General features: G+C 73.1%; 13 protein-coding genes and 1 pseudogene. 6 read left to right on the top strand and 8 right to left on the bottom strand.

Annotated elements, in window-relative coordinates:
- Positions 1–15: 15 nt before the first annotated feature.
- From JJ683_RS09835 to JJ683_RS09815, 5 genes are all read left to right on the top strand, one after another.
- Positions 16–1,581: a bifunctional uroporphyrinogen-III C-methyltransferase/uroporphyrinogen-III synthase gene (locus JJ683_RS09835; protein WP_200173637.1), complete on the top strand. Its 1,566-nt coding sequence runs from the start codon at positions 16–18 to the stop codon at positions 1,579–1,581.
- An 89-nt stretch (positions 1,582–1,670) separates the two neighbouring features.
- The gene (gene hemB / locus JJ683_RS09830; protein ID WP_200173634.1) at positions 1,671–2,654 is read left to right on the top strand and encodes a porphobilinogen synthase; all 984 of its coding nucleotides are present in this window, start codon (positions 1,671–1,673) and stop codon (positions 2,652–2,654) included.
- Positions 2,655–2,672: 18 nt separating this feature from the next.
- Complete coding sequence (locus tag JJ683_RS09825; RefSeq protein ID WP_200173632.1) at positions 2,673–3,251, top strand: hypothetical protein; 579 nt, start codon at positions 2,673–2,675, stop codon at positions 3,249–3,251.
- On the top strand, positions 3,248–3,760 hold the full coding sequence (gene mce1N / locus JJ683_RS09820; protein ID WP_200173630.1) for a transport-regulating membrane protein Mce1N: 513 nt from the start codon (positions 3,248–3,250) through the stop codon (positions 3,758–3,760). The genes JJ683_RS09825 and mce1N overlap by 4 nt, the downstream gene beginning before the upstream one ends.
- The gene (locus tag JJ683_RS09815; RefSeq protein ID WP_200173628.1) at positions 3,757–4,002 is read left to right on the top strand and encodes a hypothetical protein; all 246 of its coding nucleotides are present in this window, start codon (positions 3,757–3,759) and stop codon (positions 4,000–4,002) included. Before mce1N ends, JJ683_RS09815 begins: the two co-directional genes overlap by 4 nt.
- Here the strand turns inward: JJ683_RS09815 and JJ683_RS09810 are convergent.
- The 8 genes and pseudogenes from JJ683_RS09810 to kstR all read right to left on the bottom strand — a co-directional run.
- On the bottom strand, positions 3,986–4,897 hold the full coding sequence (locus JJ683_RS09810) for a 5-oxoprolinase subunit C family protein (RefSeq protein WP_200173625.1): 912 nt from the start codon (positions 4,895–4,897) through the stop codon (positions 3,986–3,988). The two genes, JJ683_RS09815 and JJ683_RS09810, sit on opposite strands and share 17 nt — an antisense overlap.
- Entirely contained in the window at positions 4,894–5,571 is a 678-nt protein-coding gene (locus tag JJ683_RS09805; protein WP_200173712.1) for a 5-oxoprolinase subunit B family protein, read from the bottom strand. Before JJ683_RS09805 ends, JJ683_RS09810 begins: the two co-directional genes overlap by 4 nt.
- 85 nt (positions 5,572–5,656) lie before the next feature.
- Entirely contained in the window at positions 5,657–6,415 is a 759-nt protein-coding gene (locus tag JJ683_RS09800) for a LamB/YcsF family protein (protein ID WP_200173623.1), read from the bottom strand.
- Positions 6,416–6,444: 29 nt separating this feature from the next.
- Positions 6,445–7,365, bottom strand: a complete 921-nt coding sequence (locus tag JJ683_RS09795; RefSeq protein ID WP_200173621.1) for a metal ABC transporter permease — start codon at positions 7,363–7,365, stop codon at positions 6,445–6,447.
- Positions 7,362–8,261, bottom strand: a complete 900-nt coding sequence (locus JJ683_RS09790; protein WP_200173619.1) for a metal ABC transporter ATP-binding protein — start codon at positions 8,259–8,261, stop codon at positions 7,362–7,364. Before JJ683_RS09790 ends, JJ683_RS09795 begins: the two co-directional genes overlap by 4 nt.
- Positions 8,258–9,199 carry a metal ABC transporter solute-binding protein, Zn/Mn family gene (locus tag JJ683_RS09785; RefSeq protein ID WP_200173617.1) on the bottom strand — a complete coding sequence of 314 codons (942 nt, stop codon included), beginning with the start codon at positions 9,197–9,199 and terminating at the stop codon, positions 8,258–8,260. Before JJ683_RS09785 ends, JJ683_RS09790 begins: the two co-directional genes overlap by 4 nt.
- A gap of 160 nt (positions 9,200–9,359) precedes the next feature.
- Positions 9,360–11,909 carry a trehalose-phosphatase gene (otsB, locus tag JJ683_RS09780; RefSeq protein ID WP_200173616.1) on the bottom strand — a complete coding sequence of 850 codons (2,550 nt, stop codon included), beginning with the start codon at positions 11,907–11,909 and terminating at the stop codon, positions 9,360–9,362.
- 281 nt (positions 11,910–12,190) lie between these two features.
- A pseudogene (kstR, locus tag JJ683_RS09775) lies at positions 12,191–12,814 on the bottom strand (cholesterol catabolism transcriptional regulator KstR); the annotation flags it as partial.
- 359 nt (positions 12,815–13,173) lie between these two features.
- Between kstR and JJ683_RS09770 the strand changes: the two are divergent.
- A partial coding sequence (locus JJ683_RS09770) for an acyl-CoA dehydrogenase family protein (protein ID WP_200173611.1) occupies positions 13,174–13,536 on the top strand: 363 nt, incomplete at its 3' end.

Here is a 13,536-nt window from a genome sequence, read left to right as displayed (position 1 = left end):
TCTGGAGATCGAACGATGAGCCGCGCACGCAAGACCACCCCCGGACGGATTCTGATCGTGGGGGCCGGTCCGAGCGATCCGGCCCTGCTGACGCTGCGGGCCCGCGAGGTCCTCGCCGTCGCCACCGTCGCGTACACCGATGCCGACGTCGAAGAGGGCGTCGTGTCCTTCATCGGCAGCGGGCTCCCGGTGGACGAGGAGACGGGCGAGGGCGGCCCCGACGTGCGTCCCGCCCTGGGCGACCCCGCGGACGTGGCCAAGTCGCTCGTCGCCGAGGCCAAGCAGGGCCACGACGTGGTCCGCCTGGTCTCCGGCGACCCGATGACCACCGACTCGGTGATCGCCGAGATCACCGCGATCGCCCGTACTCAGGTGCACTTCGAGGTGGTGCCGGGCGTGCCCGTCGGCAGCGCGGTGCCCGCCTACGCCGGCATGCCCATCGGCTCCGCGCACACCGAGTTCGACGTGCGCGGCGAGGTGGACTGGGCGGCGCTGGCCGCCGCGCCCGGCCCGCTGGTGCTGCACGCCACTTCCGGTCGCCTGGCCGAGACGGCCGGCGCCCTGGTGGAGCACGGCATGAGCGGTTCGACGCCCGCCGCCATCACCGTGAGCGGCACCACGCGCCGACAGCGCACGGTGGAGGCCACTCTCGGCACGCTGGATGAGGTCGGCTCCGAAATGGTGGGCCCCCTGGTCGTCACCATCGGCAAGGTGGTCTCGCAGCGGCACAAGATGTCGTGGTGGGAGTCGCGCGCGCTGTACGGGTGGACCGTGCTGGTGCCGCGCACCAAGGACCAGGCCGCGGCGATGAGCCGCCGGCTGGTCGACCACGGCGCCATCCCCAAGGAGGTGCCCACCATCTCCGTGGAACCGCCCCGGAGCCCCGCCCAGATGGAGCGGTCGATCAAGGGTCTCGTCGACGGCCGCTACCAGTGGGTGGTGTTCACCTCCACCAACGCGGTCAAGGCCGTGTGGGAGAAGTTCCAGGAATTCGGGCTGGACGCGCGCGCGTTCTCCGGTGTGAAGATCGCGTGCGTGGGCCAGGCGACGGCGGACAGGGTGCGCGCTTTCGGTATCGAACCGGAGATGATCCCGCCTGCCACCGAGCAGACCAGCGAGGGGTTGCTGGCCGAGTTCCCGCCGTTCGACGAGATCCTCGACCCGGTCAACCGGGTGCTGCTGCCGCGCGCGGACATCGCTACCGAGACCATCGCCGAGGGGCTGCGCGAGCGCGGCTGGGAGATCGACGACGTCACCGCCTACCGGACGGTGCGCGCCTCGCCGCCGCCGGCGGAGACCCGCGAGATGATCAAGACCGGTGGCTTCGACGCGGTGTGCTTCACCTCGTCGTCGACGGTGCGCAACCTCGTCGGCATCGCCGGCAAGCCGCACGCCCGGACCATCGTCGCGTGCATCGGGCCGAAGACGGCGGAGACCGCCCGCGAGTTCGGGCTGCGCGTGGATGTGCAGCCGGAAGTCTCGCAGGTGATCCCGCTGGTGGAGGCGCTGGCCGAGCACGCTGCTCGACTGCGGGCCGAGGGCGCGCTGCCGCCGCCGCGGAAGAAGTCGCGCCGCCGCTGAGGGCGTCCGGCTTCCCGCCCCGCCGGTCCGACGCGGCGGGGTATCGTCCGCGGTGCGGCCCCGTCCGACGGGGTCCTAAGGAGGAGAGCGTGTACCCAGACCACCGTCCCCGGCGCCTGCGCACCACGCCGGCGATGCGCCGGCTCGTGGCCGAGACCACCACGACGCCCCGCAACCTGGTGCTGCCGATGTTCGTGGCCGAGGGGCTCTCGGACCCGCGGCCCATCGCATCGCTGCCCGGCGTCGTGCAGCACACGCAGGACACGCTGGTGCGGGCGGCCCACGACGCGGTCGCCGCCGGTGTGGGCGGGCTCATGCTCTTCGGCGTGCCCGCGCACCGGGACGCCGCAGGCAGCGGCGCCGTCGACCCGGACGGCGTGCTCAACAGGGCACTGGGGGCGCTGCGGTCCGAGTTCGGCGACGACACCGTCCTCATGGCCGACACCTGCCTGGACGAGTTCACCGACCACGGGCACTGCGGCGTGCTCAGCCGCGACGCCAACGGCCGCGAACGCATCGACAACGACCTCACCGTGCAGCGCTACGTGGACACCGCACTGGCGCAGGCCGAGGCCGGCGCGCACGTGGTGAGCCCCAGCGGCATGATGGACGGCCAGGTGGGCGCCATCCGTGCGGCGTTGGACGCGGCGAACTTCCGCCACACCTCCATCCTCGCCTACTCCGCCAAGTACGCGTCGGCGCTGTACGGGCCGTTCCGCGAGGCGGTCGGATCCACCCTGATCGGCGACCGCAAGACCTACCAGCAGGACCCGGCCAACATCCGCGAGGCGCTGCGTGAGACCCGCCTGGACCTGGGCGAGGGCGCGGACATGGTCATGGTCAAGCCGGCGATGCTCTATCTGGACGTGCTGCGCGAGGTCGCGGCCGAGTCGACGGTCCCCGTCGCCGCCTACCAGGTGTCCGGCGAGTACGCGATGATCAGCGCGGCGGCCGTGAACGGATGGATCGACCGCGACGCGGTGATCCTCGAGTCGCTCACCTCGATCCGCCGCGCCGGCGCGGACATCGTGCTCACCTACTGGGCGGCCGAAGCGGCCGCGATGCTGCGGTGACCCGGTGGTGATCCACGAGTGAAGGCCGATGAACGGCTGTCGGGCGCCCCGCCGCCCCGGTACCCGGGGACGGGGCAGGGCAGCGGCGGCACCGGCGGCACCGGCGAGGGTCCCCCCGAGGCGCCGTCGGCGGTGCGCATCGCCTACGAGTTGTGGTGCCTGGTGGCGGTGCTCGGCATCGGCACCACAGTCGGGGTGATCCTGGTGATGTCCGGGCTGCAGGACACCGTCGTCGACGAGATGCTCGAACGGTTCTCCGGCGGGGTGAACGGCCAGCCCGTCACCCGTGCCGACGTGGTCTCCAGCTTCCACCTGTCGCTGGGCGTGATCGGCGTGCTCGGCGCGGTCGTCATCGGCTTGACGTGGCTGGTGGCCCGCCGGATGCTGCGCGGCAAGGCATGGGCGCGGGCGGTGCTCGTGGGATTCACTGCGATCATCACGGTGATCGGATTCGAGGGGCTGCTGGGCTTCAACAGCAACGGCTCCGTGGTGCTGGAGGTCTGCGCCATCCTGCAGGCCGTGCTCGCCATAGGGGCGTCGGTGATCGTGCACCGCGGTGAGGCGCACCGGTTCTTCTACGGGGGGCGGCCGCGGTGAGCGCCCCGCTGTTCTCCGAGCCCGGCGCGCGCTGGTGGCCCATCGTGCTGGCGCCCGCGTTCGCACTCGTCGGGATCGTGATGGACGCGGTCATGGGCGGCGGCATGCCGGTGCCCGTGTGGCTGGTGTCCGGCGCGGTGCTGGCGGCGGTGGGGGCGCTCATCATCCACGCCGCCCGCACGCACACCGCCGTCGAGCTGACAGGGAGCACGCTGCGCCTGGGCACCGACGACATCGCCATCGCCGACATCGTCCACGTGTTCCCCCCGGCCCCCAAGGGCCGCCGGCGCCAGGATCCGCGTGAACCGTGGGAATCGGCGCGCTCGCTGGGCGGGCTGTCCGTGGTGCCGCGGGGACGGCGGGGGATCGGCGTGCAGCTGCGCTCCGGTGCGCTGCGGCAGGCGTGGGCGCGCGACGATGCGGCACTGCGCGCCGTCCTGGAGCCGCTGGTGGCCCGACGCCGCCCGCGCAAGGGCGCGACCGGCGTCAAGGGCCGGGGGCCGCAATGACCCGGACCCGGTGGATCGCCGCCGCCGAAGCCGTGGTGGCGCTGGTGGCGATCGCGATGTCGGTGTGGTTCTGGAACCAGGGGGTGCAGCCGGCGCGCACACCGGTGCTCGTCGAGGGGCAGCCCCCCATCGAGGTGACGATGTACGACGGAGCGCGGGTGACCACGTCGATCGTGATGATGGCCGCGGCCGGGCTCGCGGTCGTGGACGCGCTGCGCAGGGTCCTCACCCGGCGGCCGTGAACACCACCCGGTCCCCGGGGCGCAACTGGGCCGCCGCGTCGAGAGCGGCGCGGCGCACCACCGCGATCACCGGATAGCCCCCGGTCACGGGATGGTCCGCCAAGAACAGCACCGGAAGCCCGTCGGCGGGCACCTGCAGTGCCCCGGTGACCATCGGCTCCGAGGCCGGCTCGCCGCGGCGCGCGCGGCGCAGCCCCTCCGGGCCGTGCAGCCGGGCCCCCACCCGGTCGGTGTCGGGCATTACCGTCCATTCGCGGGCCGCCAGCAGCCGCCGGGCGCCGGCGGTGAACCAGTCGTCGCGCGGACCCCACACGATGGGCAGCCGGACGGGGGCGGTGTGCGCGGCGGAGTCCGGCGGGACCAGGTCGGTCGCGGGCAGGGCCGCGGCGGGGCGCCCGGTGACGAGCGCGTCGCCCGCGCGCAGTACGGGCGGACCCAGCCCGGAGAGCAGGTCCGTGGCGAGGCTCCCCAACTCGGCCCGGTGCACGGCGCCGTCGGTCCCGTGGATTTCCACCACCGCGCCGCGCACCGCGAGGTAGTTCCGCAGGCCATGCGGAGGTGCGGCGACGGACAGCACCTGGCCCGCGTGCAGGAGGACGCGGCAATGCGAGCCGGCCGGGGAGCCGTCGACGTCGACGGTGGTGACCGGGCCGGTCACCGCGACGATCGCCGCCCGGCGGGCGCGCACGGCCAGGCCGCCCAGCGTCGTCTCGAGGACCGCGGCCCCCTCGTCGTTGCCCACCAGTCGGTTCGCCGCGGCCATGGCGCCCCGGTCCGCGGCGCCCGATAGACCCACGCCCAGCGCGCCGCGGCCCGGGCGTCCGCCGTCCTGCACAGTGGTCATGGGGCCGGGGTCCAGCACCTCCAGGCGCCCCGGGAGGGCGGTGCCGCTCATACCTCCGCCCCCGCGCGTGCGAAGCGCACGCGGGTTCCCGGCGCGAGCAGCGCGGGCGGGTCGCGGAGCGGCTGCCACAGCTCCGCCGCCGTGGTGCCGATGAGCTGCCATCCGCCCGGGGACGGCCGCGGGTAGACGCCGCTGAACTGCCCGGCGAGACCCACGCTCCCGGCGGGCACACGCGTGCGCGGGGTGGGCCTGCGCGGCACCTCGAGCCGCGGATCCCCGCCGACGAGGTAGCCGAAGCCGGGCGCGAACCCGGTGAAGGCGACCGTCCACTCGGTTCCGGTGTGCGCGCCGACCACCTCGTCGCGGGCGAGTCCGGTGGCGGCGGCAACCGCGTCGAGGTCGGGGCCGTCGTAGACGACCGGGATCACCAGAGCGTCGCCGGGCGGTTCCGCGGAACCTCCGGCGCCCACAGGATCCGCGCACTCAGACTCCGCGACGGCGCGGGCGGCGAGATCCGCGCACCACTCGTGGACGACGTGGGCGGCTATCATCGCAGGGGAGAACGTGACGGCCGCGGTCCGGGCGGCCGGGATCACGTCGACAATGCCGGCCAGGCGCCCGCGGGCAGCGGCAGCGGTGAACGGGAGTACGGCCGGCGACACCGGCCCGCCGACCCCCGGGAACTCGACGAGCACGGCCGCATCGCCGGCGGCCATGATGCGCACCCGATCGTCGTCGGGAGTGCGCCCGGCCTTCCAGCGCCCGCCGTTCATCGCCCGTCCGCCGTTCGGGGGCATCCGCGGCGCGTCCTCACGTGAACGGGCGCAGGTGGATTCCGGCGCCGTCGAGTGCTGCGCGCACCGTCCTGGCCATGGCGACGGCGCCGGGTGTGTCCCCGTGCACGCACACCGTCTCGGCGCGGACCGGGAGCCGGGTGCCGTCGACTGCCGGGATCACGCCGTCCTCGACCATGGCCACCACCCGCGCGGCGATGGCGTCGGGATCGGTGAGCTGCGCGCCGGGCTCGCCGCGCGGCACCAGCGTGCCGGTGGGGGTGTAGCCGCGGTCGGCGAACGCCTCGGCGACGGTGCGCAGGCCCGCCCGGTCCGCCGCGTCGAGGAACACCGACCCCGGAAGTCCCAGGACGGGGAGCGCGGGGTCGTAGGCGCGGACCGCGTCGACGACGGCGTCCGCCTGTCCCTCGTGATGCACGATGGTGTTGTAGAGCGCCCCGTGCGGCTTCACGTAGCGCACGCGGCCCCCGCGGGCCCGGGCCAGGCCGTCGAGCGCGCCGATCTGGTAGATGACGTCCGCGGTGAGGTCCCGCGGCGTCATATCGATGAATCTGCGGCCGAACCCGGCCAGGTCCCGATAGCCCACCTGGGCGCCCACCCGCACGCCGCGTTCGACGGCCCCGGCCGTGGTGTCGAGGAGCGTGGCGGGGTCGCCGGCGTGGAAACCGCAGGCGATGTTGGCGGAGGTGACGAGCGCGAGCATCGCGGCGTCGTCGCCCAGCGGCCAGGTGCCGAAACCCTCGCCGAGGTCGCTGTTGAGGTCGATGGCCGTCACACCACCATGGTGTCACGGCGCGGGCCGGACTACACCTGCACCGGTGCCGACTCCGCCCGGGGCGTCACGTCCACGGGCCGCCGGTGCATGCGGGCGCGGCGGCCGCGCACGGCGGCCACGGCCCGGCAGACCACGTAGATCGCGAACGAGATCGTCGTGACGAACACGGACACGGGCACCCCCGGCGCCAGCGACGCGATGATGCCGCCCATCACGGAGACCTCCGCGAACACCACCGACAGCACCGTGGCCCTCAGCGGGCTGGAGGTGATGCGGGCGGCGGCCGCGGCGGGCGTGATCAGCAGCGACAGCACCAGCAGCGCGCCCACGATCTGCACGCCCATGGCCGCGGTGATGCCGATGAGTACCGCGAACACCATCGACAGCATCCGCATGGGCACCCCGCGGGCAGCGGCCACGTCGGGGTCGACGCTGGCGAACCACAGCGGCCGGTAGACGATGGCGAGCACCGCCAGCACCACGACGGCGGACCACACGAGCAGCGAGATCCCCGCGGTGTCGACGCTCACCACCTGGCCGACCAGCAGGGAGAACTTGTTGGACGTGCGGTCCGGGTTGAGCCAGATGAACAGCACCGACAGCCCCAGGCCGAACGCCAGGATCGCGCCGATCACCGAGTCTCGTTCGCGGATGCGGGTGCCGAGCAGGCCGAAAGCCACCGCCGCGACCACCGCGCCCACCAGGCCGCCCACGCCCACGTCGATGCCGAACAGCAGACCGAACGCGGCGCCGGCCATGGACAGCTCGGAGGTGCCGTGCACGGCGAACGACATCTGCCGGGTGACGATCAGCGGTCCGATCATGCCGGAGACGAGCCCGATGACGGCAGCGGCGATGAGTGCATTGCGCACGAAGTCCATCTGCAGCAAGGCGCCGGTGGTCTGGAATGCGAAGAGGTTGTCGATCAGCTGCGTCAGCTTGTCGTTCATCGGGGGACCGCCGTTCCGCCCGTGACGGTCCGGCCGGCGGACCCGTCCGGCGCCAGCGGTGAGGCTTGGCAGTGCGGGTCCAGAGGTGCGCCGGCGGCGCCGACGACGACCACCCGGCCGTGCACCCGCAGCACATCGACAGGAGTGCGGTACAGGTCGGTGAGGGCCTCGGAGGTGAGCACCTCGTCGGGCGTGCCGACGGCGAACCGCCCGTCGACGATGTACAGGACGCGGTCGACCATCGGCAGGATCGGGTTGACCTCGTGTGTGACGAACAGGACTGCGGTGCCGGCGTCGTGGCGCCGACGGTCGATGAGCCGTGCCACGGTCTGCTGGTTGGCGAGGTCCAGGCTGAGTAGCGGCTCGTCGCACAGCAGGACCGCCGGGTCGCCGCACAGCGCCTGCGCCACGCGGAGGCGCTGCTGCTCACCGCCGGAGAGCACGCCCATCGGCCGGTCTGCGTACGCGCCCGCGCCGACCTCGGCGAGCGCGGCGTAGACCCGCTCCCGGCGCCTGCGCCTGCCGCGCAGCCCGACGCCGAACCTATGACCATCGAGTCCGAAGCCCACCATGTCCCGCCCGCGCACGGTGGTGTCGGGATCGATCAACTTCTGCTGGGGGATGTAGCCGACCCGGTCGTTTCCGGTGCGTACGGCCCGGCCCGCGACCTCTGCCTCGCCGTGGCTGAGCGGCTGCAGCCCCAGCAGCACCTTGAGCAGGCTGGACTTGCCGGACCCGTTGGGCCCGAGCACGGCGATGAACTCGCCGGGCCGCACCGTGAGGTCCAGCCCGGACCACAGCGTGCGGTCGCCGAACCCCAGCGCGGCGCCACGCAGTGCAAGGGCGGGCGCGGGCTGCGGCGCGGTCCGGCCGTCGGTCGCGGGGAGTGCGGTCATCGGGCCGTCGCCTTTCCCAGTGCGGTGAGGATCGTATCCACCCATGCGGTGTAGGGCACCCCGTCGGGCGGGGACTCCGCGACCTCGACGACGGGAAGGCCGGCGCGGCCGGCGGCGCGGAGCATCGCCTCGGTGGTGGGGCTTTCGGTCTGCGTGTTGTAGACCAGCGCGGACACCTCGCCGCCGGACAGCAGCGACGTGAGCTGCGCGATCACCGCGGGCGCCGGGTCGGAGCCGTGTTCGATCGCCTCGCCGAACTCGGGCGGGGTCAGGTCCTCGATCCCGGCGCCGGTCAGCAGGTAGTGGGCCACCGGCTCGGTGGCGACGACGGGCCGGGGGCGGCCCGCGGCGATGGCGGCGGACCTGTTCTGGAGCGAGCGCAGCTCCGCGTGCAGCGAGTCCGCGCGGGCGTGGAACGCGTCGGCCTCGGCGGGGGCGATCGTCGCCAGCTGCCCGGCGAGGTCGTCGGCGACCGCTTCGACGGTGTCGAGGTCGAACCACAGGTGCTCGTTGATCGCCCCGTGCGTGTGATCATGATCGTCGGTTTCCGGCTGGTCGGCGTGCAGCGCTGCGGCGTCGATCACGGGAGCGGAGGCGGAGACGCCGCGGATGAGCGAGGTGAAGAACGCGTCGTACCCGCCGCCGTTGGCCAGCAGCACGTCGGCGCGGTCCACCGTCAGCGCATCGGCGGGGGTGACCTGGAACTCGTGCGGGTCCTGGCCCTGCGGCACGATCGTCTGCACGTCCACCGAGGAACCGCCGATCTGTTCGGCGATCCCCGCCCACACCGCGGTGGAGGCCACGACGGAGGTGCGGCCGTCGGCGGCGGGAGAGGCCGTGGAGGATGCGCATCCTGCCGCCGCGAGCGCGACGAGCGCCGCCGCGGCCAGGCGCAGCCCGCGGACGCGTGCGCCGGAGGCGCGGCGGTGCAGCTGCATGCGCACGGCCTCCCTTCCCTGCCTGCGGGGGCTGTCCCCGGCGCGGCCTGCTCCTGGTGGGAGCGCGCGGCAACTCTCCCGTACGGATCGCTTGATGAAAACGATTGTCATTACAGAGTAACGCAGGGATGCGCCCGGGCATGCGGCGGTGAGGCGAGGATTACTGCGCGGACAGCAGTTGCGCGCAGCGGAGGAGTCCGATGTGGCTGTACGCCTGCGGGTGGTTGCCCAGCGCACGCTCGGCCACCGGGTCGTGCTCCTCAGGCAGCAGGCCGGTGGGGCCCGCGGCGGCGGCGAGCTGGTTGAACAACGCCTCCGCCTGGCTGCGCTGGCCCACCAGCAGATACGCCTCCACCAGCCATGCCGCGCACAGGTGGAAGCCGCCCTCGGTGCCGGGAAGCCCGTCGTCCGAGCGGTACCGGTACACCGTCGACCCGCTGCGCAGCACGGCCTCGGTGGCCGAGACGGTGGCGGCGAAGCGCGGGTCGGCCGGGTCCAGGAGGCCCGAGAGCCCGATGAACAGCGACGCGGCGTCCAGGTCGACCCCGTCGTAGGCGGCGGTGTACGAATGTGCCTGCGCGCTCCAGCCGTTCTCGATCACGTCGTCGGCGATTTTGGCGCGGAGCGACTCCCAGTCGGCTTCGGCCTCGCGTTCGAAGTCCGCGGCGAGCGCCAGCGCACGGTCGATCGTCACCCAGCACATGACCTTGGAGTACACGTGGTGCCGCGGGGCCCCGCGGATCTCCCAGATGCCGTTGTCCGGCTCGGTCCAACGTTGCGCGACGGCCGAGGTCATCGCCCGCACCAGCGACCAGTCGCGGTCGTTCAGCGCCGCACCGGCATCGGCGCCGGCGGTGCGCCGGGCGCGGGCCAGGTCGGCGACGAGCTCGGTAATGGGGCCGAACACGTCGAGCTGCACCTGCTGGTTGGCGGCGTTGCCGACGCGCACCGGCCGGGAACCCGCGTACCCCGGCAGGGTGTCGAGCACCGCCTCGGGTGGAAGGCCGGCCCCGTCGAGGGTGTAGAGGGGGTTGAGGCGCTCCGGACCGGAGAGGGTGTCCAGGACGCCGTGCAGCCAGTCGAGCAGCGCGGCGGCCTCGCCGAGCGATCCGACCGAGATCAGCGCGGACGCCGTCATCGAGGCGTCGCGCAGCCAGCAGTAGCGGTAGTCCCAATTGCGGACCCCGCCGATCTCCTCGGGCAGTGAGGTGGTGGCCGCGGCCATGATCGACCCGGTGTCCGCGTGCACGAGGCCGCGCAGCGTGAGCGCGCTGCGCTTCATCAGCGACGGCTTGAGCGGCGGCAGCGTGAGAGACTGCGCCCACGTGCGCCAGTAGTCCTCCGCCTCGGCCCGGACTTCGGCCTCGGGGCGCGGCGCGGCGGACAGGTCGTCGGTGCCGCAACGCAGCTCGAGCACCACCGGCGCGTCGGAAGGGTCCACGACGGCCTCCGCGGACTGCTGGAGACCGTCGCCGACGATGCGCCACCGGACGCCCGGCGAGCGCAGCACGATCGGATCGTTGGTGCCCTGGACGTGCAGGCCCTCGCCGGCCGCCTCGATCTGGACCCGCACCTGACCGAACTCCGGGCGCGGTGCGAAGACCACGCGGCATACGGCCGTCCCACTGATCACGCGCGTGAGATTGACCCGGCCGCGCGGGACGTCGTGCGGCAGGTAGTCGGTCACCAGGAGGGAGGCCCACCGGGTCTCCACGGTCATCGTGCCGTCGACGTACTCCTGGCTCAGCGGCAGACCGCCGTGCTCGGGGACCACGGTGAAGTGGCCGGCGGAGTCGCTGCCCAGCAGCGCCGAGAACAGCCCGGCGGAGTCGGGGTCCGGATGGCAGAGCCAGTTGATCGACCCGGCGGGGGTGACGAGCGCCTTCGCGTCCGGCGAGGCCAGCATGGTGTGGCGCTCGATGGGCGTGGCGTGCGCCCCCAGCAGCCACGCGCGACGCTGTTCGAGGAGGAACGCCAGCACCCGGGCCACGTCCTCGGTGTCGTCGACGCGGAAGTGCGCGCCGGTGGGGCCGGGTCCCACCTTGATGCCCGCGTCGGGGCCGTGCAGGCGGCGGAACGCCCTCTCGTCCGTGACGTCGTCGCCGAAAAACACGGTGGCCGACGCGCCCTCCCGGTGGCGCAGGATGTCGAGAGCATCGCCCTTGTCGGTGGTCACCACCGACAGCTCGATCACGGCCTTGCCCTCGGTGCTCTGCACGCCGGACCACTCGGCCGGCCCGGTGCGCGCGGAATGCACGGCGGTGTCCGCGGCCGCGGCGTCGGCCACGTTGCGCACGTGCAACGCGGCGCTGGCCGGTTTGGTCTCCACGGTGGCGCCGGGGGTCTCGTCGGCGATCTCCTGGAGTGCGTCCACGACGCGGCCCAGCAGGGCGCGCGCCGACGCGTCGATCTCCTCGATGAAGCCGATATCGAACTCGGAGCCGTGGCTGCCCACCAGGTGCACCTCGGACGGCAGCCGCGACAGCGTGGCCAGATCACGTAGCGCGCGGCCCGAGATCACCGCCGCGACGGTGCCGGGGAGTGCGGCGAGATTGCGCAGAGCGGTCACCGACTCCGGACGCGGATGCGCGTCGACGGGGTTGTTGACGATGGGCGCGATCGTGCCGTCGTAGTCGGACGCGACGAGCAGCCTGGGCGCGCGCGCCAGCGAGGTCAGCGTGCGTCGGAGATCGTCGGGCAGGGATGACACAGCGGCGGTCCTGGGCTTTCGGGAGCGGGATGACCGCGTGCGCCCGCCGGGATCGGCCCTCCGGTGGACGGACGCGTGCGGTCCGTGCAGCCGAAGTCTAGTGCCACCGCGTGCGCGGTCGTCGGTGCCGCGGACGCGGAGCGTGCCAGATCACCGCCTGCGGACCATACGGGTGCGGATCAGGCGGTGCCCTGCACCCCGGCATCGTCCGCAATGACGGGGGCATCGTCCGCAATGACGGGGGCGCCGCCGGTAGCGGGGTCCACCGCATCGGCGCGGTCGCCCATGAGCAGCCGGATGGTGAGCTTGAGCCGGTCGGCCACGTCCACCGCCGTGGCGCGCCGGGTGAGCCAGGCGACCAGGTTCGACATCCACACGTCGGAGATCACGCGGGAGACGTTGAGCTGATACTCCGTGGGGTGCTCGGAGTTGGTGAGCGCGCGGGCGAAAATGCGGTCGATAAGTTCGCCGACGCGCGCCACCTCCGCCGACGCCGAGGCATCGGCGAACATGAACGCGCGCGTCATGGCCTCGGTCAGCAGCGGATCGCGCTGCATCACTGTGGTGATCTGGCCGATCATCAACTCCAGGCGCTCCTGGGTGGACAGGTCGGCCGGCATGCGGCGGTCCGTCTTCGTGTCTATGCGCTCGAACTCGCGGGCCAGCGCCGAGACCAGCAGGTGCACCTTGGACGGGAAGTAGCGGTACAGGGTGCCCACCGCGACGTCCGCCCGGTCGGCCACGGCGCGCATCTGCACGGCGTCGTATCCGCCCCGTGATGCGAGCGCCAGCGTGGAATCGAGGATGCGGCGGCGCCGGTCCCGTTGCGCGTTGGAGTTCAGGTCGTCGTCGCGCAGGGTCGGGATGACTCCGTCGCGGGCGGTGGTGCGGGAACTGCTTGCCATGGGACTACCTCGAATATCCGTGTGGCCGTGTGGAACGTCGGCGCTTTGTATCGACCCGGTGCGCCGCAGGGAGCCTGCGTACGGCAGCCGCGCCGTCGAGGCCGCGGGTGTCCGGCGCGCCGGGTTGTCAACCGGTGTACCACTCTCCGGGAGGTCGAGAGGCGATCTCGACCCTACTGGCACCACATATTAGAACACGTTCTAAGGTTGGGCGAGGATTTGTCTCGATCCGTGGGGCGGCCGGGTGTTGCGTGATCCACCGACCGCCGAGGACCGCTGACCGAGCCTGCCGCGCCGTTCCCGGAGGGGTTGCACCCAGAATGGGGCGGATCTCGACGAATGACCGGCCAGGAGGAACCGTGACCATCGCGACCACCGCGGAACAACAGGCGGTACAGGACTCCATCGGCGCGTGGGCGCGTTCGGCCTCGCCGCTGGAGACCGTGCGGCGATCCGAGGGCGATCCGCGCCTGTGGCGCGCGCAGTATTCCGCCATGGCCGACCTGGGGGTGCTGTCGGTGGCGCTGCCCGAGGAACTCGACGGCGCGGGCGGTACCGTGGCCGATCTCGCCGCGATGCTCGAGTCGGCCGCGGCGGCGCTGGCCCCCGGGCCGGTTCTGACCGGGGCGCTCGCCGGCCTGGTGCTCGCGCGCGCGGGCGGACCGGCCGCGGACGAGCTGGTGCCCGCCCTGGCCGCCGGCGAGCGCACCTGCGGGCTCGCG

Source organism: Tomitella cavernea (genome assembly GCF_016599145.1).
GTDB classification, from domain to species: domain Bacteria; phylum Actinomycetota; class Actinomycetes; order Mycobacteriales; family Mycobacteriaceae; genus Tomitella; species Tomitella cavernae.
This window is presented reverse-complemented; position numbering and strand designations above follow the sequence as displayed.

What these genes read in the sequence shown, in the direction of transcription:
- JJ683_RS09815 (WP_200173628.1), top strand. Translation starts at nt 3,757, where the DNA reads ATGACCCGGACCCGGTGGATCGCCGCCGCCGAAGCCGTGGTGGCGCTG.
- JJ683_RS09835 (WP_200173637.1), top strand. Translation starts at nt 16, where the DNA reads ATGAGCCGCGCACGCAAGACCACCCCCGGACGGATTCTGATCGTGGGG.
- JJ683_RS09785 (WP_200173617.1), bottom strand. Translation starts at nt 9,199, where the DNA reads ATGCAGCTGCACCGCCGCGCCTCCGGCGCACGCGTCCGCGGGCTGCGC.
- JJ683_RS09810 (WP_200173625.1), bottom strand. Translation starts at nt 4,897, where the DNA reads ATGAGCGGCACCGCCCTCCCGGGGCGCCTGGAGGTGCTGGACCCCGGC.
- JJ683_RS09795 (WP_200173621.1), bottom strand. Translation starts at nt 7,365, where the DNA reads ATGAACGACAAGCTGACGCAGCTGATCGACAACCTCTTCGCATTCCAG.
- JJ683_RS09790 (WP_200173619.1), bottom strand. Translation starts at nt 8,261, where the DNA reads ATGACCGCACTCCCCGCGACCGACGGCCGGACCGCGCCGCAGCCCGCG.